Source organism: Micromonospora sp. WMMD734, assembly GCF_049178975.1.
In the GTDB taxonomy this organism is placed as follows: domain Bacteria; phylum Actinomycetota; class Actinomycetes; order Mycobacteriales; family Micromonosporaceae; genus Micromonospora; species Micromonospora wenchangensis.
Genome location: NZ_JBMHMK010000001.1, coordinates 2,834,524 through 2,853,815, shown reverse-complemented (window position 1 = coordinate 2,853,815; position 19,292 = coordinate 2,834,524). Strand labels below are relative to the sequence as shown.

Annotated in this window: 15 protein-coding genes; 8 read left to right on the top strand and 7 right to left on the bottom strand. The window is 70.5% G+C overall.

What is annotated here, in order from left to right; all coding sequences use genetic code 11:
• Window positions 1-83: 83 nt before the first annotated feature.
• Genes ACN267_RS12185 through ACN267_RS12165 form a run of 5 tightly spaced genes read right to left on the bottom strand, consistent with a single transcriptional unit; the run spans window position 84 to window position 5,515 of the window.
• Window positions 84-1,160 carry an ABC transporter ATP-binding protein gene (locus tag ACN267_RS12185; protein WP_281898502.1) on the bottom strand — a complete coding sequence of 359 codons (1,077 nt, stop codon included), beginning with the start codon at window positions 1,158-1,160 and terminating at the stop codon, window positions 84-86.
• Window positions 1,160-2,227 carry an ABC transporter ATP-binding protein gene (locus ACN267_RS12180; protein ID WP_204960905.1) on the bottom strand — a complete coding sequence of 356 codons (1,068 nt, stop codon included), beginning with the start codon at window positions 2,225-2,227 and terminating at the stop codon, window positions 1,160-1,162. Before ACN267_RS12180 ends, ACN267_RS12185 begins: the two co-directional genes overlap by 1 nt.
• Window positions 2,227-3,144 (bottom strand): carbohydrate ABC transporter permease, encoded by a 918-nt coding sequence (locus ACN267_RS12175; RefSeq protein ID WP_281898500.1) that lies wholly within the window; start codon window positions 3,142-3,144, stop codon window positions 2,227-2,229. Before ACN267_RS12175 ends, ACN267_RS12180 begins: the two co-directional genes overlap by 1 nt.
• A complete protein-coding gene (locus tag ACN267_RS12170) occupies window positions 3,144-4,088 on the bottom strand; it encodes a carbohydrate ABC transporter permease (RefSeq protein ID WP_281898498.1) in 945 nt (314 codons plus the stop codon). Before ACN267_RS12170 ends, ACN267_RS12175 begins: the two co-directional genes overlap by 1 nt.
• Window positions 4,085-5,515 (bottom strand): extracellular solute-binding protein, encoded by a 1,431-nt coding sequence (locus ACN267_RS12165; protein ID WP_204960908.1) that lies wholly within the window; start codon window positions 5,513-5,515, stop codon window positions 4,085-4,087. The genes ACN267_RS12170 and ACN267_RS12165 overlap by 4 nt, the downstream gene beginning before the upstream one ends.
• 414 nt (window positions 5,516-5,929) lie before the next feature.
• Between ACN267_RS12165 and ACN267_RS12160 the strand changes: the two genes are divergently transcribed.
• The 4 genes from ACN267_RS12160 (at window position 5,930) to ACN267_RS12145 (ending at window position 9,628) form a co-directional block, all read left to right on the top strand.
• The gene (locus ACN267_RS12160) at window positions 5,930-6,673 is read left to right on the top strand and encodes a GntR family transcriptional regulator (RefSeq protein ID WP_239486095.1); all 744 of its coding nucleotides are present in this window, start codon (window positions 5,930-5,932) and stop codon (window positions 6,671-6,673) included.
• A 93-nt stretch (window positions 6,674-6,766) separates the two neighbouring features.
• The gene (locus tag ACN267_RS12155; RefSeq protein ID WP_281898493.1) at window positions 6,767-7,336 is read left to right on the top strand and encodes a DJ-1/PfpI family protein; all 570 of its coding nucleotides are present in this window, start codon (window positions 6,767-6,769) and stop codon (window positions 7,334-7,336) included.
• A gap of 19 nt (window positions 7,337-7,355) precedes the next feature.
• Window positions 7,356-8,177, top strand: coding sequence for an alpha/beta fold hydrolase (locus tag ACN267_RS12150; protein ID WP_421488674.1), 822 nt, complete (start codon window positions 7,356-7,358; stop codon window positions 8,175-8,177).
• 239 nt (window positions 8,178-8,416) lie between these two features.
• Window positions 8,417-9,628, top strand: coding sequence for a chitosanase (locus ACN267_RS12145; protein ID WP_421488673.1), 1,212 nt, complete (start codon window positions 8,417-8,419; stop codon window positions 9,626-9,628).
• Window positions 9,629-9,674: 46 nt separating this feature from the next.
• Here the strand turns inward: ACN267_RS12145 and ACN267_RS12140 are convergent, their stop codons facing one another.
• Window positions 9,675-12,029 (bottom strand): AbfB domain-containing protein, encoded by a 2,355-nt coding sequence (locus ACN267_RS12140; protein ID WP_421488672.1) that lies wholly within the window; start codon window positions 12,027-12,029, stop codon window positions 9,675-9,677.
• 235 nt (window positions 12,030-12,264) lie between these two features.
• On the opposite strand from ACN267_RS12140, the gene ACN267_RS12135 reads away from it, so the two are divergent.
• Window positions 12,265-12,846: a hypothetical protein gene (locus tag ACN267_RS12135; protein WP_421488671.1), complete on the top strand. Its 582-nt coding sequence runs from the start codon at window positions 12,265-12,267 to the stop codon at window positions 12,844-12,846.
• Window positions 12,846-13,439, top strand: coding sequence for an ATP-binding protein (locus ACN267_RS12130; RefSeq protein ID WP_204960915.1), 594 nt, complete (start codon window positions 12,846-12,848; stop codon window positions 13,437-13,439). The genes ACN267_RS12135 and ACN267_RS12130 overlap by 1 nt, the downstream gene beginning before the upstream one ends.
• A gap of 28 nt (window positions 13,440-13,467) precedes the next feature.
• Here ACN267_RS12130 and ACN267_RS12125 read toward each other — a convergent pair whose 3' ends face one another.
• Window positions 13,468-15,003 carry a cellulase family glycosylhydrolase gene (locus ACN267_RS12125; protein ID WP_421488670.1) on the bottom strand — a complete coding sequence of 512 codons (1,536 nt, stop codon included), beginning with the start codon at window positions 15,001-15,003 and terminating at the stop codon, window positions 13,468-13,470.
• 754 nt (window positions 15,004-15,757) lie between these two features.
• On the opposite strand from ACN267_RS12125, the gene ACN267_RS12120 reads away from it, so the two are divergent.
• Together ACN267_RS12120 and ACN267_RS12115 are read left to right on the top strand one after the other, a co-directional pair.
• Window positions 15,758-17,194, top strand: a complete 1,437-nt coding sequence (locus ACN267_RS12120) for an extracellular solute-binding protein (protein WP_281898480.1) — start codon at window positions 15,758-15,760, stop codon at window positions 17,192-17,194.
• The gene (locus ACN267_RS12115; RefSeq protein ID WP_421488669.1) at window positions 17,191-19,191 is read left to right on the top strand and encodes an ABC transporter permease subunit; all 2,001 of its coding nucleotides are present in this window, start codon (window positions 17,191-17,193) and stop codon (window positions 19,189-19,191) included. Before ACN267_RS12120 ends, ACN267_RS12115 begins: the two co-directional genes overlap by 4 nt.
• Window positions 19,192-19,292: the final 101 nt, after the last annotated feature.

Sequence of the window (19,292 nt, the reverse complement as noted above, 5' to 3'; positions counted from 1 at the left end):
CGCCTCCTGTGATCTTCGTGGTGATGTCCGGTGTGCCGCGACGGGTCACCTGCGGGTAGCGGTGCGGGCCGGCGCCGCCCCGGCTACCGTCCGGCCGCCGAGAGCGACAGCCCGGTGCCCGCGTCGAACAGGTGCGCCCGGTCCAGGTCGACCGTCACCCGCACCTGCTCGCCAGGCGTGCCGGTGACGGTGGGCCGCGCCTTGACCTTGAGGATCTCCGCGCCCACCCGCACGTCGACCACCGTCCGGTCACCGAGCGGTTCGAGCCCGTAGAGCTCACCGGGCAACGACGCGTCCCCGCGCCGCTCCACCGACAGGTCCTCCGCGCGTAGGCCCAACAGCAGCGCCTGGCCGTCCTTCGCCGTGGCCCAGCGGGGCCGGGGCAGCGTCCAGCCGGCTGCGCCGACCAGGTGGTCCCCCTCGGCGTGGCAGGCGAGCAGGCTGATCGGCGGGCTGCCGACGAAGCCGGCGACCCACGTGTTGGCCGGCCGCTCGTACACCTCGGTCGGGGTGCCGACCTGTTGCACCGTCCCCTCTCTGAGCACCGCCACCTGATCGGCCATGGACAGCGCCTCGACCTGGTCGTTGGTCACGTAGACGAAGGTCGCGCCGAGGCTGCGGTGGATGCGGGTGAGCTCGGTGCGCATCTCGACGCGGAGCTTGAGATCGAGGTTCGTCAACGGCTCGTCCATCAGGAACGCGCGCGGGCTGCGGACCAGCGCCCGGGCCAGGGCGACCCGCTGCATCTCACCGCCGGACAACTGCGCGGGACGACGGTGCAGCAGCCGTTCGATGTGCAGCAGGCCCGACATCCGCTCGACGGCGGCGGCGATCTCGCCCGCCGGGCGGCGACGTGCCCGCAGCGGCGAGGCGATGTTCTCGTACGCCGTGTGCCGGGGATAGAGGGCGTAGTTCTGGAACACCATGGCCAGGTCACGGACGGCCGGGGCGTCGGCGGTGGCGTCCCGGCCGTCCAGGTGCACCGACCCGGCGTCGAGCTTGTCCAGGCCGGCGATCGCCCGCAGGGTCGTCGTCTTGCCCGCCCCGGACGGCCCGAGGACGACGAAGAACGCCCCGTCCGGCACGTCCAGCGTCACCCCGTCCAACGCCCGGACCCTGCCGAAGGACTTGCGCAGTCCCTGTACCGCAACGGTTCCCATCAGGCCACCAGCTCTTCCGTGCGTACGTCGTAGACCGCCGGGGTGCCGCCGGTGTGCCGCAGCCCGACCTTCGCGTCGGCGGCGAACCGTACGGTCGGTGGCATCCGGACCCGCACGTCGCGTCCGCCGCTGTGGTCGACCACGTAGATGATCTCGTCGCCCAGCCACTCGGCCGAGACGACGCGGGCCGGCACCGACCCGTCCGTCCCCGGCGCGGTGACCTCCAGCGCCTCCGGCCGTACGCCGGCCACCAGGGGACGGTCGCGGGGCAGGCCGGGCGGTGGGGTGAGGACCAACCCGCCCGGACCGCGCAGTTCCCCGTCGGCCACCTCCACGTCGATGAGGTTCATCGGCGGGGAGCCGATGAACGCGGCGCAGAACAGGCTCGCCGGACGCTCGTACACCTCGAGCGGGGTGCCGATCTGCTCGACACGGCCCTTGTTGAGGATGGCGATGCGGTGACCGAGCGACATCGCCTCGACCTGGTCGTGGGTGACGTAGACCATGGTCGCCCCCAGCTCGCCCTGCAGGTGCTTGATCTCGGTGCGCATGTCCGCCCGCAACTCCGCGTCCAGGTTGGTGAGCGGTTCGTCCATCAGGAAGGCACGCGGCCGGCGCACCAGGGCGCGGGCGAGCGCGACCCGCTGCTGCTCCCCGCCGGAGAGCTGACGTGGCCGCCGGTCCAGCAGCGGACCGAGCCGCATCAGCCGGGCCGCCTCCTCGACCCGCTCGCGCACCTCGTGCTTGGGCAGGCCCTCGGCCCGCAGCGGGAACGCCAGGTTGTCGCGGGTGCGCAGGTGCGGGTAGAGCGCATAGAACTGGAACACCATGGCGATGTCACGTTCGGCCGGCGGCAGGTCGTTGACCAGCGTGTCGCCGATGTGGATGTCGCCGCTGGTCTGCCGTTCCAGGCCGGCGATCGCCCGTAGTGTGGTCGTCTTGCCGCAGCCCGACGGGCCGAGCATCACGAACAGCTCGCCGTCGCCGATGGACAGGTCGACGTGCTCGACGGCGACCGTGCCGTCCGGGTAGCGCTTGTGCAGGGCGCTCACCTCGATGCCCGCCATCAGCGTCGCACCGCCCCGAGGGTCACCCCGGCGACGAGGTGCCGGCGTACCAGGTAGGCGAAGACGAGCACCGGCAGGGCGAACACCACCGAGGCGGCGGCCACCAGGCCCCAGTCGACGGTGGTGCCGCCGATCAGGCCGGCGATGGCCGGTGGGGCGGTGCGCACCTCGTCGCTGGAGGTGAGGAAGATGGCGAACACGAACTCGTTCCAGGAGAAGATGAGCGCGAACACCGCCGTCGCGGCGATGCCGGGCACCAGCAGGGGGAGGGTGAACTTCCCGAACGCCTGCAGGCGGCTGTAGCCGTCGAGCATGGCGGCGTCCTCGTACTCGGCGGGCACCTCGTCGACGAAGCCCTTCATCATCCAGATCGTGAACGGGACGTTGAACGCGGCGTAGATGAGGATCAGCCCGAGCTTGGTGTCGATGAGTCCGACCTGGCGGTACATGAGGAAGATCGGCACCACGACCACCACGGGCGGCATGAACCGGGTGGACAGGACGAAGAACAACTGGTCCTTCTTGGCCTTCAGGGTGAAGCGCGAGTACGCCCACGCCGCCGGCACCCCCAGCACGGTGGCCAGCACCGTGGACACCCCGGCGACGACCACGGAGTTGAGGAACGCCACGGACAGGGCCGAGCGGCCGCCGTCCGCGCCGACGAAGACGTCCCGGAAGTGGTCGAGGGTGACCGTGAAGCCGAAGAACTCGGCCGGCACGGCGTAGACGTCCCGGTTCTCCTTGATGGAGGTCTCGATCATCCACAGCACCGGGAAGAGCATCACGACGGCCAGCGCGGTCAGCAGCACGACCTCCAGCACCGACCGGCCGCGGCCCCGCCGGCGCACGCGGCGTGCGGGGGACGGGTGGTCCGGGGCCGGGCCTGCGGACACGGCCTCGTCGACGGAGACGGCCATCAGCCCTCCTTGAGTTTGTTCAGGTAGCGCAGGTAGAGCTGCGTGAGGACGATGACGACGAGGACCATGAGGATCCCGTACGCCGAGGCGGTGCCGGTGTTGAAGCCCAGGAACGCCACCTTGTAGACGTGGAACGACAACGTCTCGGTGGAGACCCCGGGCCCTCCGCTGGTGAGGATGTAGACCAGGTCGAACAGCCGGAACGCCTCGATGGCCCGGAACAGCACGGCGATCAGCAGCAGCGGCCACACCAGCGGAAGTGTGATGGTGCGGAACCGGAACCACTCGGAGGCCCGGTCGATCGAGGCGGCCTCGTACAGGTACTTCGGGACGGCGGTGAGGCCGGCGAGCGCGATGAGCATGATGAACGGCGTCCACTGCCAGGTGTCGACGACGATCAGGGACACCAGCGCGGTCCGCTGCCGGGTGAGCCACTCCACCTGCCCCAGGCCGACCGAGCCGAGCATGCTGTTGACCACGCCGAACTGTGCGTCGAGCATGAACCGCCAGAACAGCCCCACCACGACCGGCGACAGCATCATCGGCACCAGGAACAGGGTGGTCAGCACGCCCCGCCCGTGGGTGCGCCGGGAGATCAGGTAGGCGATGGAGAAGCCGAGCACGGTCTGCAGGGTGACCGCGCCGACCACGTAGATCAGCGTGGTCAGCGCCCGTTGGTGCACCTGCGCCGAGGTCAGGATGGCGGTGTAGTTGCCGAACCCGACGAACCGGGCGGGCCCCCCTCGGGTGGCCGAGTAGTCGGTGAACGACAGGTACAACGCCCACAGCAGCGGGAACACCGACATGCCGAGCAACAGCAGCAGCGCGGGGGAGATGAAGGCCACGGCGAGGCCGCGGTCGCCCAGCCGGCGGCGGGGCCGCCCCGGTGCAGGTGGCGTCGCGGACGCCACCTGCCCGGGACGGTCGGTCGTCAGCTCACTCACAGCCCGCCGCCGCCCTTGCGGTTGCTGGAGTCGAGTACGCCCTGCTGCTCCCGGGCGATGTCGTCGAGCGCGGCCTTCGGGCTCTTGGCGCCGTTGAGCGCCGCGTTGACGTTCGTGTTCTCGATGTCGACCAGACGCGCGTACTCGGGCACGTTCCACATGTCCCGCATCCGGGGCACCGAGTCGGCGTACACCTGGTTGAACGGCCCGGCGTTGAGGAACTCGGGCGACTGCAGGGCGTCGGTACGCGACGGCACACCACCGGCTGCGGCCCACTTCTTCTGCACGTCGGCCTGCTCGAACCACCGCATGAAGTTCAGCGCCTCGGCCTGCTGCGCCGAGGGGGAGTAGGCCGACACGTGCATCCCCATCCCGCCGAGCGGGACCAGGTTCGTCTTCTGGGTCGGCAGGGTGGCGAACCCCAGCTTGCCGAGGATCTGCTCCCGGCTGGTGCCGAGCGTCGACTGCTTCGGGTCGAGCAGGCCGCCGCTGGCGGCGATCCAGTTGAATGCGATGCACGCCTTGCCCTGGGCGACCGCCGCGTTCACCTCGTCGATGAACCAGTTGCCGGAGCCCTTGGCGGTCAGCGGCTTCATCTTGTTGACCAGGACGTCCATCGCCTCGTGACCGGCGGTGTCGTTGAGGACGCCGTCGATCTTGCGGCTCTTGGCGTCCCAGAGGTTGCCGCCGTAGACGCCGTTGACCGTGTTGTAGGTGACGGCCGCCGCGTCGGAGCCGTTGGCCTGGTGGAAGGCGAGCCCGCTGACGCCCGGGTTGTCCGCCTGGCACTTCGCGGCGACCGAGATCATCTCGTCCCAGGTCTGCGGAGGCTTGTCGCCGATCAGGTCCTTGCGGTAGATCATCGTCCAGGTGTCGCCGAGCAGCGGCAGCCCGTACAGGCTGGCGTTCTCGTCGCGCTTGCCGGTCTCGGCCTGCGGGAACTGGCCGTACGCCGCCAGCAGGTACGGGTTGTAGGCGTCGACCTCGATGTTCTTCTTGACGAAGTCGGTCAGGTCGAGGATGTTGCCGTTCGTCACGGCCTCACCGATGTGCTGCGAATCCAGGATCGCGATGTCGAAGTCGGTCTTGCGCGCGGCGAACTGGGTGAACATCGCGTCGTGCCAGTTCGCGTTCGGCACGGTGTTGACCTTGATGGTCACGTTCGGCCGTTCCTTCTTGTACTCCGCATTCGCGAAGTCCTCCAGCGCCTTGGCCGGGGGCCATTCGAACCAGATGAAGCTGAGGGTCAGCGGGTCCTTGGTGAGCTCGGGGACCGTCGCCGGCGCCTTCGGGGCGCCGGCCTTCGTGCCGTCGTCCCCGTCGCCGCACGCCGCCAGGGTCGTGGCGAGCAGCAGCATGGCGGCCGTCGCCAGCCGTATCTTCCGCCGGGAGACCGATGTTCGGGCGATTCGCTTCGGGTGCCGCATCGTGGTACCTGCTTTCTGGGGTGGTGGGGACGTCGAGAGCCTCGCTATGTGCCTCGCCGAGCAGGTGCTTGGTTGTTTCCGGCGTGGTGCCGGGCCGGCGCGGGGGCCGCCCCGTGGACCGGTGTCACGGACGCGCCATGACCTGCCGGTTCGTCGTCGTTCCGGTTCGTCGTCGTGCCGTGGGCAGGCAGGACGACCCGTCGGGACCCGGTGCCGGGCCGGGCGGGACGTCGAGCATGCTCATGGGGGCTCCAGTTGATCGAGTGGAGCGATGGCAGGCGTTACGGCGACGGTGCGCAATGACGGTCGCCCGTCACGTTTCCTATACGATCGGGTGGGGGGCGTCAGCATGTCGCAGCGTCGTAACTGATGTCAACAGGTTCCCGAAGGTGCAAGAAAGGACCTCACGTCACGATGGACGACGAAGCGATGGGCGCGCGGGGCCGCACGGCCGCGCCGGGCACGACGTCACCCGCGCGATCGCGCGGCCGGCTCGCCGACGAGGTGTACGACACGCTGCTCGGACAGCTGATGTCGCTGCGGATCGAGCCCGGCTCCCGCGTCACGATCGACGTCCTGGCACGCGAGCTGGGGGTCTCGCAGACGCCGATCCGGGACGCGCTCAACCGGATGGAGGCCGAGGGGCTGGTCGTCCGGGTGCCGCACGCCGGTTACCGCATCCCACCCCAGATCACCCGCCAGCGGTTCGAGGACATGCTGGAGGTCCGCCTGCTGCTGGAACCGGCGGCGGCGCGCAGGTCGGCCGAGCGGGCGTCGCTTTCGCAGGTGGCCGGGCTGCGCCGGATGCTGGCGGAGATGGCGGAGCTGGAGGGGGGCGTCGGGCCGACCGCCTACGGCGCCTTCGGGCTGCGTGACGCCGCCTTCCACGACCTGGTCGCCCACAGCGCGGAGAACCAGGTCATCCGGGAGACGCTCGCCCGCCTACACAGTCACGTGCACCTGTTCCGGCTGCACCACGACACCCAGGTCACGCACCTGGCGATGGCCGAGCACGAGGCGGTGGTGGCCGCCATCGCCGCGCGGGACCCCGACGCCGCCGCCTACGCGATGCGCCGGCACATCCTGCGCTCCGGCGAGCGCTTCCGCCGGCTGTTCGACGAGATCAGGGACGCGGACGCGATGACCGTGCGGTCTTGACGGGCGGGCGGGGCGGAGGAATGCTAGCTCAATCGGATCAGATCGGATTGGATCGCGTCCACCTCACCGCCACCACATTGCGAGGAGAAGCAGATGCCCCGAGCGCTGCTCCTGACCGGCGACGCCGCCGAGGAACTCGACACGATGTACCCCTACTACCGCGTCCAGGAGGGCGGCTGGGAGGTCGACGTCGCGTCACGCACGTTGCGTGACGTGCAACTGGTCATCCACGAGTTCGACCCGAACTCCGACGCGTACGTGGAGAAGAACGGCCGCAAGCTGCCTGTCGACGTGCCCTGGGCCGAGGTCGACGTCGAACGCTACGACGCCCTGATCATCCCCGGCGGGCGGGCCCCCGAGTGGATCCGGGTCGACGCCGACGTCAGGCGGATTACCGAACACTTCTTCGCGCGCAACCTCCCCGTCGCCCTGGTCTGCCACGGCGCGCAGGTCCCGGCGGTGTACGGCCTGCTCAAGGGCCGCAAGACGGCGTGTTTCCCGCCCATCACCGGCGACATGGAGAACGCCGGCGCGACGGTCATCGACGCGCCCGACGTGGTCGACGGCAACCTCGTCTCCTGCCGGGGCTGGCCCGACATGCCGCAGTTCGGCCGGGCCATGATGGAACTCTTCGCGAAGTCCGTCGACGCTCCCTCGGCCTGAGCGCACCCGGCCGGTGCCGATGACGACCACGCGGACGGTCACCGTCGACGGCTCGCCCGTCCACGTCCTCGACAGCGGCACCGGGCCGGCGGTGCTGATGCTGCACGGCTCCGGACCCGGCACCACCGGGTCCGGAGCCTGGGCGGCGACGGCGCAGGCGCTGGGCCCGTCCTGGCGGGTGCTGGCCCCCGACCACGCGGGGTTCGGCCGTACCCCCGTCCCGGTGGGCTCCCGGGGTGGTCTGCGCCTGTGGACCCGGCAGGCGGCGGGCCTGATGGACGCGCTCGGCGTCGGGGACTACGCCGTGGTGGGCCACTCCATGGGCGGGGCGGTGGCGTTGGCCCTGGCGGCCGAGCACCCCGGGCGGGTCACCCGGGTCGTGGCGGTCTCGACGATGGGTGCCCCCGGGGCGTCGCTGTCGGCCGACCTCGACGCGCTCTGGGCCGCCCCGGCCGGCCCGACCGGGGCGCGGGACATGTTGAGCCGGCTCTTTCTCGACCAGGCGCTGGTGACCGACGCGGCGGTCGCCGCCCGCGCGGACGCGATGCTGGCCGGGGTCGCCGCGTACGCGGGGTTGTTCCCGCCACCCCGGCAGCGGTGGGTCGACGACCTCACCCTCCCGGCGCGGACACTGGCCGCGATCCGCGCGCCCGTGCTGCTCGTGCACGGTGCCGACGACCGGGTCACCCCGCTCGGCCCGGCCACCCTGCCCCTGCTCGACCACCTGGCCGACGTCCGGCTGCACGTGTTCGGCAGGTGCGGGCACGTGCCGGCGGTCGAGCACCCGCGCGAGTTCCGGCACCTGCTGGCGGATTTCCTCCGCACCGGGCACCGTCGCTGACCGTCAGGTGCCGCGCTCGGGTCGGCACCGATTCCGCGCCCGGATCGCCCGGTGGGGTCGGCCGGTGCGCCGCGCGCTGTCTTGACCTGGCACGATCGCTCAGTGCCGTGATTGACAGTTGATCGACGTACTGCTATCAGTAAACAGAGCTTCCTATTTCTTGCGGTGCCCACCCGGGCGTACGTGGTGCCCGGGCACCGACCGGCCGGCGGCCCGCCGCCCCTTCCCCGAGGATCGCCATGGTGCGCACAAGAACAGTCGCCTACGCCGTGGGCGCCCTGCTGACCGGCATCGCGGCGGTCGGCTACGGCCTGCCGTCGGCCAGCGCCGCGACCGCCGGCCCGATCACCGGCCTGGCCGGCAAGTGCGTCGACGTGGCCGGCGCCAACCCGGCCAACGGCACCGCCGTGCAGCTCTACGACTGCAACGGCACCACCGCCCAGACCTGGACGGTGGGCAACAGCGACAACTCGATCCGTGCGCTCGGCAAGTGCCTCGACGTCACCGCCGCGTCGACCACCAACGGCGCCAAGATCCAGCTGTACGACTGCAACGGCACCGGCGCCCAGAAGTGGACCACCGCAAGCGGCGGCGCCCTGGTCAACCCCACCTCGGGCAAGTGCCTCGACGTGACCGACCGGAGCACCGCCAACGGCGCCCGACTCCAGATCTGGACCTGCGGCGGCACCACCAACCAGCAGTGGACCCTGCCCGGCGGCGGCACCCCCACCCCGACCGCCACCACCCCGGCCGGCGTCAACCTCGACGACCCGGCGAAGAAGGACGTCGCCATGCAGCTCGTCTCGGCGGCCGAGAACTCCTCGCTCGACTGGCGCGCCCAGTTCTCCTACATCGAGGACATCGGCGACGGCCGGGGCTACACCGCCGGCATCATCGGTTTCTGCTCCGGCACCGGCGACATGCTCGAACTGGTCCAGGCGTACACGAACACCAAGCCCGGCAACGTGCTGGCCGGCTACCTGCCGGCGCTGCGCGCCGTCAACGGCACCGCCTCGCACGCCGGCCTCGACCCCAACTACCCCCGCGACTGGCGCACCGCCGCCAACGACTCCGTGTTCCGGGCCGCACAGGAGTCCGAACGGGACCGGGTCTACTTCACCCCCTCGGTGCGGGACGGGAAGAACGACGGGGTCCGGGCGCTCGGCCAGTTCGCCTACTACGACGCGGCGGTCATGCACGGGTACGAGGGCATGCGCCAGATCCGCAGCCGGGCCCTGCTCCGGGCGAAACCCCCGGCGCAGGGCGGCAACGAGCGGACCTGGCTCAACGCGTTCCTCGACGAGCGGGTCGTCGAGATGAAGAAGGAGGAGGCCCACTCCGACACCTCCCGCGTCGACACCGCCCAGCGGGTGTTCCTCGACAACGGCAACTTCGACCTGAACACGCCACTGGTGTTCGCCGTCTACGGCGACCAGTTCCGCATCGGCTGACCCCCACCGCCGGGGCAGCGTGGCTGCCCCGGCGGGACCGCCCCGCTCAGGGTGCCCAGGGGGTCGTGACGTTCCAGGTGCTGTCCGCGGCCCACAGGGTGGGTGAGTTCCACGCCTCGCCGCCCGTGCCGTTGCTCAGCCACACCTGGGAGGCGTAGTGCCGCAGGTACCTGCCGCGGAAGTTGTACGACTCCAACGAGACCCCGCTCCCGCTCACCCCGACCCGGGCACACCAGGTGGCGTCCGCGCGCAGCAGCGCCGAACCGTCGTTCGGGGAGTTGCGTACCCGCGACTCCTGGTGGCGGAGGAACTGCCCGGGGAAGTTGACCGACTCGAACGAGTAGCACGCGGGGTCGGCCAGCCCGGCCCGGACCGTGTACGTCGCGTCGTTCCTGAGCAGCGCCGAGCTGTCCGCGTTCACGACCTCGGTGTAGGCGAGGCTGTCCCGGTGCCGCAGGAACCGGTCGGTGTACCCGGGGGTCGTCACCTGCAACGACCGGCGGCTGTTCAGCGGCAACGCCACCGGCGTCGAGCTGCCGACGGACCGTGACGCGGCGATCAGGGCCAGGTTGGCGGCCCGGACCCGGGCCTGGTCCAGCTTGACCACCTGCCGGTCGTAGGTGAGGAACCCGTTCAGCTCACCCTCCTGGTCGGTGATCTCGGTGTAGACGGACGCGCTCAGCCCCTTGCCGAGCATGAGGTTCTGGGTGCCCTGCACGAGGCCGACGTAGCGGTCGGTCAGCGCGGTGGAGTTCGGTTGCCACTCGTAGGCGAAGAAACTGCCGTTCGGGCTCCACTCGTGCCCGGGTACGCGCAGGCCGAGGCCGCCGAACTCGCCGAGCACGGCGATCCGGCTGCCCGACGGCACCGGCGAGTCCGGCCCCAGGTAGACGTGCCAGTCGTCGATGTCCCCGGTGCCCGGGTCGCCCAACGACTGGCAGCAGTTGTGGCCGCTGTGCGCGTTGACCAGCCGGGTCGGGTCCTGGGTCTTGACGGCCTGGGCGACCCGGCGGGTGTCGGCCAGCGCCCGTTCCCCCCATCCCTCGTTGTAGACGGTCCAGGTGACGAGGGCCGGCGAGCTGCGGTGCTCGTCGACGATCTCGCGGGCCTCGGCTTCGAGCTGCGCCTGCTGCGCGTCGGTGGCGTCGATGTCCTGCGCGGTCAGCGACGGGACGTCCTGCCACACCAGCAGCCCGAGCCGGTCGGCGTGGTAGAACCAGCGCTGCGGTTCGACCTTGATGTGCTTGCGCACCATGGTGAAGCCCAGGTCCTTCTGCTTCTGCAGGTCGAACGCGAGCGCGGCGTCGGTGGGCGCGGTGTAGAGCCCGTCCGGCCAGAACCCCTGGTCGAGGGTGCCGATCTGGAAGACGAACTGGCCGTTGAGCTTGGGCCGCAGGACGCCGCCGACCATGCCGGTGCTGATCTCGCGCATGCCGAAGTAGTGGGTGGTCCGGTCCACCTGGACGCCCGCGGCATTACGCAGGGTGACCCGCAGTTGGTAGAGGAACGGGGTGTCGGGCGACCAGCGACGGGCGTTCGGCACGGGCACCGTGAATTCGGTCAAACCGCCGGTGGCGGAGCCGACCACGGTGGTGCCGTCGAGCGCCTCGGCCAGGACGCTGTGCCCGCTGACGTCGCCCCGGGTGAGCACCCGCACGCGCAGGGTGTTGTCGGCCAGGCGCGGCGAGAGGTCGGCCCTGCTGATCGAGGCGGCCGGCACCGGTTCCAGCCACACCGTCTGCCAGATGCCCGAGCTGGGGGTGTAGAAGATCCCGCCGGGCTGCTTGGTCTGCTTGCCGATCGGCGGCAGGCTGCCGTTCTGCCGGCTGTCCGTCGGGTCCCACACCTTCACCACGATCTCGTTCGCGCCGCCCCGCAACTGGGCGGTGACGTCGAAACTGAAGGCGTCGTAGCCGCCGGTGTGCCCACCGACGGCCACGCCGTTGACCCAGACGGTGCTCTGCCAGTCGACGGCGCCGAAGTGCAGCAGCACCCGGCGTCCGTTCCAGCTCCCGGGCACTGTCACCGTGCGGCGGTAGAACAGGTAGTTGCGGGTGTCGGCGGCGGCGCGCTGCACCCCGGACAGGGCGCTCTCCACCGGGAACGGCACGTTGATCCGCTCGGGCAGGTCGGTGCCGAACGCCGGGGCGTCGTCCGTGGCGGACTGGCGCAACTGCCACTCGCCGTTGAGGGTGAGCCAGTCCGGCCGGGTCATCTGGGGTCGCGGGTACTCCGGCAGTGGTGTGCCGTCGAGCGCCTGCGCGGTCCAGGGGGTGGTCAGCGGCGGGTTCTTGGCCGGTGCGGCGTGCGCCGGGCCGGCCGGCGCGATGAGCAGTCCGGCGACCAGGGTGAGGACGAGCAGGAGGGGTGCGGCGAGGCGGACGGGATCGGGACGTGTCATGCCGTCTCACGGTATCGGACCCTCAGGGACAAAGGGACCGCATACGGACCGGGCGCAGCCCGGCGGGCGGCCCTCCCGCCGGTACGATGCCAGGCATGGGGTGGGGGACCGCGACGAGCGTGGCGACGGTGTCGCCGGCCGCCGCTTGCCGGGTACCGACCGCATCCCGCCTGGCCCGGGTACCGCTCCGCGCCGTCGCCGACCGGCACCGGCCCGGCCGGGGCCGTCCGACCCGGTGAGCCCCGGCGGCACCGACGCGAGCCTGCTGGACCTGGCGGTGGGTCTCGTCGTCGCGGTCTCGCTCATCGCGGTGATCACGGTGGTCCTGCGTCGCCGAGGTGACCGCCGGGACCTGCCGGGCACCCAGGTCCGCGAGCTGGAGGCGCGGGTCGCCGCCGCCGCGTCCCCGGACGCGGACACCCGCGCGTGGGACGCGGCCACCCGGATCGCCGCTGCCCGCAGCCGCGAAGCCGCCTGTCCTGACCGCACCCCCGTCGCTCCCGACCCGCCGGGCGCCGGCACGCCTGCTGCGGACACCGCGCCACCAGCGGCGCAAGCCCCGGCCGGTACGGCGGGGGACCGGCCGGTCCCAGACCCCACCTCCCCGCCGTCCGGGTGGCCGTCGACGCCTGGCGGGAACAGCGACCCGATGGCCGACGCGGTCGCCTGGCTCCGGATCGCGGCACTCGTGGAAGCCGGCCAGCGCGAGCAGGCCGTCGAACTGCTCGGCACCACGATGGCCATCTCGGTGGACGAGGCGGAGCTGCTGGTCGACGGCCTGGACGACGCGGGTGACCGTCACCCCGAGGGTGCGTGATGGCGCGACTGATCCATCTGAACGGACCGCCGGGCATCGGGAAGTCCACCCTCTCGGCGCGCTACGCCGACCGCCACCCCGGCACGCTGAATCTCGACGTCGACGCGCTACACCGCCTCGTCGGCGGATGGCGCGACGAGGAGTTCGACACCTGGCCCGTCGTGTGGTCCCTGGTGCGGGCGATGGTGACGGTCCGGCTGGCCGGCGGAGGTGACGTCGTCCTGCCGCAGTACCTCGCGACGGTCGACGAGATCGACGGTCTCGCGGCGCTCGCACGCGAGCAGGGGGCGAGTTTCCACGAGGTTGTCCTGGTCGACGGGCGGGAGACCGCGATCGAGCGGTTCCACCGCCGCGCGCGCGACGCCGACGACGAGTGGATCCGCCTCCCTCAGCAGCTCATCGCGCGCTCCGGCGGATCGGCCGTGCTCGGCACCATGTACGACGACCTGATGCGGGTGGTCCGCCTACGCCCCGGGGCGGTGCTGGTGCCCAGCGCGGCGGGGGCGGTGCAGGCCACCTACGACCTGCTGCTGGGCGCGCTGGGCCGATCTGGCTCCGGTGGGCCGGGAGCCGCGCGGGCCGGGGGTCGGTGACCCCCGGCCCGCGTCGGTCGCCGCCCGCTCAGCTCGCCACGCAGGACACCGCCGGTACGCCGTTGGTGCCGCCCGACGAGCCCAGGAAACCGAAGGTCGTGTTGCCGCCGGCAGCGAGGGCGCCGTTGTAGCTGACGTTGCGGGCGGTCACCGTCGCGCCGCTGGTGGTCAGCGTCGCGTTCCACCCCTGCGACACCTGCTGCCCGTTGCCGAACGTCCAGGTCACGGTCCAGCCGCTGATCGCCGAGCCGCCGGCGGTGACCCGCACCTCGGCCTGGAAGCCGCCCTGCCACTGACCGGTCACCGTGTACGTCGCCGAGCAGGAGCGCCCGCCGGGCGGCGGGGTCGTCGGCGGGGCGGTCGTCGGCGGCGGCGTGGTGGTCGGGGGAGCGGTGGTCGGGGGCGGCGTGGTGGTCGGCGGCGTGGTGGGGGTGGTGCCGCCGACGGCGCTCATGATGGCGTCGATGATGCCCTGTTGGGTGACCGCGCCGCTGCTGCGGTTGAACAGCCCGAAACCGTACGCGCCGTTGTAGCCGTTGTCCCAGTAGGCGGTGGCCGCACCGTACTTCTTGGCGGTGGCTACCAGGGTGCGCGCGTAGTCCGCCCGGTACCGGTTGTTCGTCGAGTCGGCCGAGGTCTTGTCGACCGAGCCGTATTCACCGACGAACACCGGGTAGCCGCGCGCGACGAAGGTGTCCCGCACCTTCTTCAGTTGCCCGTCCATGTGGTCCTGTTGTCCCCAGGTCGACTTGCGTGCCGGGTTGGTGGCGGCCGGCCCCCACTGGGTGATGGTGCCGTTCTCCTCACCGGCGAAGTCCCAGGGGTCGTAGTAGTGCACGGAGATCATGATCCGCTGCTCGTTGGCCGGAACGGACGACGACCGGTACTGGTCGGTCGGCAGCACGAAGCCGTAGTTGCCGACGGTGTAGTCGATGTTGGTGTTCCAGCCGGGGATGAGCAGCCAGCGCGAGGCGTTGTTCCCGCCGGTCCGCCGGACCGTGTCCACGAAGATCTGGTTGTAGGCGTTGATGTTGGAGTAGCACGGCTGGGTGGGGTTGCCGTACTGCCCGTCGAACTCCTCGTTCATGGATTCGAGGACGAGGCGTTCGCCGTAGCTCTGGAATTTGGTCGCTACCTGCTGCCAGACCTTCTGGTACTTGTCTTTGATCGTCGTCTGGTTCGACGAGTCGCAGATGAGCCACGAACCGTTGATGGTCTTGTAGCCGTCGCCGTGCATGTTGATCAGCACGTACAGGCCGCGACCGTAGGCGTAGTCGACGATTTCCTGGATCCGGTTCAGCCAGGTGGAGCTGATCGTGTAGTTCGGGGCGGCCCCGATGTTTCCCAGATAGGAGACCGGAATGCGGATCGTCTTGAATCCCGCCGCCCGTACCCGGTCGATGAATGCCTGCGTCACGACCGGGTTACCCCAGGCCGTCTCGCTGGGGATTCCGTTGGCGTTGGCCTCCAGGGCGTTGCCCAGGTTCCAGCCCGCCCCCATGTTGGCGACGAGCTGGGTGGCGTTCAGTTGGGTCATGCTGTCGGCCGATGCGGAACTCGTCATGACGGCTGTCGATCCAGCCAGCGCCAGTACGCCGGAAAGTACGGCGAACTGAACCCTCCTCAGTGTGGATTTCATCAGCATCTCCCGTCTTCGGGTCAACCGTCGTGCGACGGTTGTCGAAGCGTTTCGACATTATTTCGACTACCTGTCCGGTAGTCGATGGGCCGCCAAAGAATAGATGCACGACCATCGATCGGCAAACGGTGCGGGTGGCTGGTTGTGGGTGCGGCCGTCGGGTGGTGTCGGGTCGGGGTGGTCGTCGGGCGACCCACGCGGCAGCGCCCCGCCGTGGGACGCCGGCTCGTGGGCGACGGGCGGGTGCGCCCCCGTGCCGCCCGGTCGGTGCGCGCGTGCCTGTGGCCACCTCGACGCCCCGCCCGTGACCGACGCCCGCCGTGCGGCGGGCGTCCCGTCCGGCGGTGGCGTCACCGACACCCCTATTGATCATAGTGAATTGTTGAAAGTGTCTTCCGGTGGGAAGGAAAGTCTGGTCGCGACTTTCCGAAATGTGTAGAGTGAGCGCAGCGCCGCCCCGGCGACATCCGGCCGCCCGGGGCACGAGCATCTCGGACAGGCTGGGGAGGGTCCGCCACCGGCGGAGCCGCTTCCCGATTGCCGCGCGCCAGCAGCGGGCTGCGGTCATCCATCAGGGCGGGCGATCGTCCCCGGTTACGGACGGCACCAGCGTCCACAAGGGAGGGTAACCCTTCCCCGGCCATCGGTGAGTCGCGTTGAGGCGAAAGGGAGGAGACAGATGTCCACGGAGGACGGCTCGTTACGGACCCGACGCGGCTTCCTGGGAATGGGGGTGGGGCTGCTCGGAGCTGCCGGCCTCGCCGCCTGCGGAGGAAGTGGACCGTCGACGCCCAAGGCACAGGCCGAGGTCCCGCAGGAACTCGTCGACGCCGCGGCGGCGTTGAAGGGCTCCTCGATGGGGATGCTGTCGCAGAAGCTGTACTCGGAGGCGGCGAACGCGGCCCTGGACAGCTCGATCCGGAAGTTCGCCGACACCACCGGCACGAAGATCGGAAACAGTCTGGTGCAGGCCGACGCCGGTGACGTCGTCGCCAAGATCGACGCCGAGGTCAAGGGGGGCGTCGCGCGTGACCTCGCGTTCATGACCGACTCGCGGTTCGTCGCCCAGTTCCAGGCGCTCGGCGACCTGGAGGACGTGACGGACGTCGTGCAGGCGCTGACCGCGAAGTACGGCGAACCCACCGCCGAGTCCAAGAACTTCTGCGTCTTCGACGGCAGGTGGTACGCCATCCCGTACCACTTCATCGGGATCGGGTCGTTCCTGCGCAAGGACTGGATGCAGGACAAGGGCATCACCCCGAAGGACAGCTACACCTGGGAGGAACTGCGGGATCTCTGCCTGGCCATCTCCGACCCCGGCAAGCGGCGGTTCGGCTGGGGCATGACCGTGAACCGCTCCGGTGACGCCAACGGCATGATCGAGGCCCTGATCAACTCCTACGGCGGGGCGATCGCCTCCAACGACGGCCGGAAGGTCACCTTCGACTCTCCCGAGACCGTCCAGGCGGTCACCTTCCTCGGCGACATCTACACCAACCCGAAGTACAAGCCGATGCTGCCGCCGGGGGTCGCCGCCTGGACCGACTCCAGCAACAACGAGAACTGGCTCGCCGGCATCCTCGGCTACACCCGCAACCAGTTCAGCGTCTACGCCGACTCCAAGACCAAAAAGAACCCGGTCTACGAACGCACCCACGTCTTTCCCGACTGCACCGGCCCGGCCACCGACACCTCGCTGCTGCTGGGACAGTCCCAGTGCTTCGTCATCTTCAAGGGTGCCAAGAACGCCGACCTCGCCAAGCTGCTGACGCAGTACCTGGTCAGCGCGCCCGCCCTCGTCGGCGTGGCGAAGGAGGCCCCGGGGCTGGCCCTGCCGGCCTGGGACCGGGTCTGGGACGCCGACCCGTTCTTCACCAGCGGCGACCCGGCGTTCCCCATCATGCGCAGGATCACTCAACAGAAACTGCCGCTGTCGACGAAGAACGGCCTGGACTTCCCGCAGCAGGCCAGCGCCGGGCAGCAGGCCGCCGTGGGCGCCTACGTGCTGACCGACATGATGCAGCAGGTCATCCAGGGCACCCCGCCCGCGCAGGCCGTGCAGGCCGCCCACGCCAAGATGGTGCAGATCTTCACCCAGCAGGGTCTGCCGCAGTGACGTCGGTCCGCCCGGCGTCGGCCCCGGCGTCAGGAGGATCCCGACGGCGCAAGCCCGGCGCGCGACCCGCGACCCGGCGACGGCTGGGACGCGACTGGCGGCTGGCGGCGCTGTTCCTGGCCCCCACGGCCGTGCTCGTCGGTGTCCTCGTGCTCGTCCCGATCGGTTGGGCGGTGGTCACCAGCACCACCGAACGGCACGGCCAGCACAGCGTGTTCGTCGGTCTGGCCAACTACCTCGCTCTGACCGACGACGAGCAGTTCCACACCGGCGTGGTGAACTCGTTCGTCTTCACCGCGTACGCCGAGGTGTTCAAGGTGGTGCTGGGCCTGGCCGCGGCCCTGCTGCTGCACCACCGACGCCGGGGGCGGGCCGTGCTGGCCGGCCTGCTCCTGCTGCCGTGGGTGGTGCCGACGGTCGTCACCGCGTTCAGTTGGCGCTCGCTGCTCGACCCGATCTTCGGCAGCGTCAACCTGCTCCTCACCGAGTCGGGGATCGGGCCGCTGCTGGTCGACGCGCACCTGGTCGACAGTTGGCCGGCGGGCTGGCTGTCCGAGCCGTCCCTGGCCATGCCATCGGTGATCATGGTCAACGTGTGGAAGGGGGTGCCGTTCTTCACCGTCGCCTTCCTCGCCGGGTTGAAGGCCATCCCCGCCGACCTCTACGAGGCGGCGACCGTCGACGGGGCGTCGGCATGGCGGCGGTTCGTCCACGTGACGCTGCCCGGACTGCGTCACGTCATCACCGTGACGGTCACCCTGTCGTCGATCTGGACGTTCAACAACTTCGACCTCATCTGGTTGCTGACCCAGGGTGGCCCCGGCGACGCGACCGCGCCGTACGTGCTGGTCGCGTACTCCAAGGCGATCCTCCAACTCCAGTACGGTGCCGGCGCGGCCGTCACGCTCGTCATGCTGCCGGTCATCGGCGTGCTGGTGTACGTGCTGGTCCGGCTGCTGCGGCGGGACGCCGACAGCACGCCCACCCGACCCGCCGGGCCGGTACGCCGGGCGCTGCCGTGGGCCGCCGCCGTGCTGGTCACCGGTGCGCTGGCGTGGGCGTCACCCCACATCATGTGGAAGGCGGCGCTGATCCTCGGAGTGGTCCTGCTGGTCGTGGCGGCGGTCGGCCGGGTCCTCTCGGCGTTGCAGTCGTGGGGACGACGCAGGACGTCCGCCCTGGTGTCGGGCCTGGCCTCCGGCCTCGCCCTGGCCGCGCTGCTCGTCTTCGTCCTGGCCCCGCTGTACTGGATCGTCGTCACGGCCTTCAAGTCCGACGGCCAGATCGTCCTGCACGAGCACGACCTGTGGCCCACACCATGGACCATGCAACAGTTCACCGACCTGTTCACCACCAAACCGTTCGGCCGCTGGTACCTCAACACGGTGCTGGTGTCCGTGGCGTCCACCGTGGTGGCGCTGGTCTGCGCCGCCCTGGCCGGCTACGCGCTGGCCCGGCTGCGGTTCCGCGGGGCACAGGGCTTCACCGTCACGGTCCTGGTCACCTACGTGATGCCCGGCGCGCTGCTGTTCATCCCGCTGTACCAACTGCTCATCGGGGCCCGGCTCACCGACTCGCTGTGGTCGCTGGTGGTGACGTACCCGACCTTCACGCTGCCGTTCGCCACCTGGCTGCTGGCGGGATACTTCGCGTCGATCCCGATCGAGTTGGAGGAGGCCGCGCTGGTCGACGGCTGCACCCGGCTCCAGGCGTTCGGGCGGGTGGTGCTGCCCCTGGCCAAGCCGGGACTGCTGGCGGTCGCCCTGTTCACCCTGACCAACGCCTGGAACGAGTTCCTCTTCGCCTTCGTGTTCATCACCAAGGACGAGTACAAGACCCTCCCTGTGGGCATGCAGTCGATGATCACCGGTGACGTCGTGCCGCAGGGGCAACTCGCCGCCGCGTCCCTGCTGGTCAGCATCCCCGTGGTGATCATGTACGCCTTCGGGCAGCGGTTCCTCACCGAGGGTCTCACCGCCGGAGCGGTGAAGGGCTGACCCCGCCACCGGGGCGGTCACCGTCGACCTGGCGGACCGGTGCGGCGTCGACCGGGTCTGTCGGCATGTTGACACCGGCGTCACCCTGCCGGCCGGCACCC

Coding starts and splice junctions, on each gene's coding strand:
- ACN267_RS12175 (WP_281898500.1), bottom strand. CDS start 3,144: ATGGCCGTCTCCGTCGACGAGGCCGTGTCCGCAGGCCCGGCCCCGGAC.
- ACN267_RS12125 (WP_421488670.1), bottom strand. CDS start 15,003: ATGACGAGTTCCGCATCGGCCGACAGCATGACCCAACTGAACGCCACC.
- ACN267_RS12140 (WP_421488672.1), bottom strand. CDS start 12,029: ATGACACGTCCCGATCCCGTCCGCCTCGCCGCACCCCTCCTGCTCGTC.
- ACN267_RS12155 (WP_281898493.1), top strand. CDS start 6,767: ATGCCCCGAGCGCTGCTCCTGACCGGCGACGCCGCCGAGGAACTCGAC.
- ACN267_RS12165 (WP_204960908.1), bottom strand. CDS start 5,515: ATGCGGCACCCGAAGCGAATCGCCCGAACATCGGTCTCCCGGCGGAAG.
- ACN267_RS12160 (WP_239486095.1), top strand. CDS start 5,930: ATGGACGACGAAGCGATGGGCGCGCGGGGCCGCACGGCCGCGCCGGGC.
- ACN267_RS12130 (WP_204960915.1), top strand. CDS start 12,846: ATGGCGCGACTGATCCATCTGAACGGACCGCCGGGCATCGGGAAGTCC.
- ACN267_RS12150 (WP_421488674.1), top strand. CDS start 7,356: ATGACGACCACGCGGACGGTCACCGTCGACGGCTCGCCCGTCCACGTC.
- ACN267_RS12145 (WP_421488673.1), top strand. CDS start 8,417: ATGGTGCGCACAAGAACAGTCGCCTACGCCGTGGGCGCCCTGCTGACC.
- ACN267_RS12185 (WP_281898502.1), bottom strand. CDS start 1,160: ATGGGAACCGTTGCGGTACAGGGACTGCGCAAGTCCTTCGGCAGGGTC.
- ACN267_RS12180 (WP_204960905.1), bottom strand. CDS start 2,227: ATGGCGGGCATCGAGGTGAGCGCCCTGCACAAGCGCTACCCGGACGGC.
- ACN267_RS12120 (WP_281898480.1), top strand. CDS start 15,758: ATGTCCACGGAGGACGGCTCGTTACGGACCCGACGCGGCTTCCTGGGA.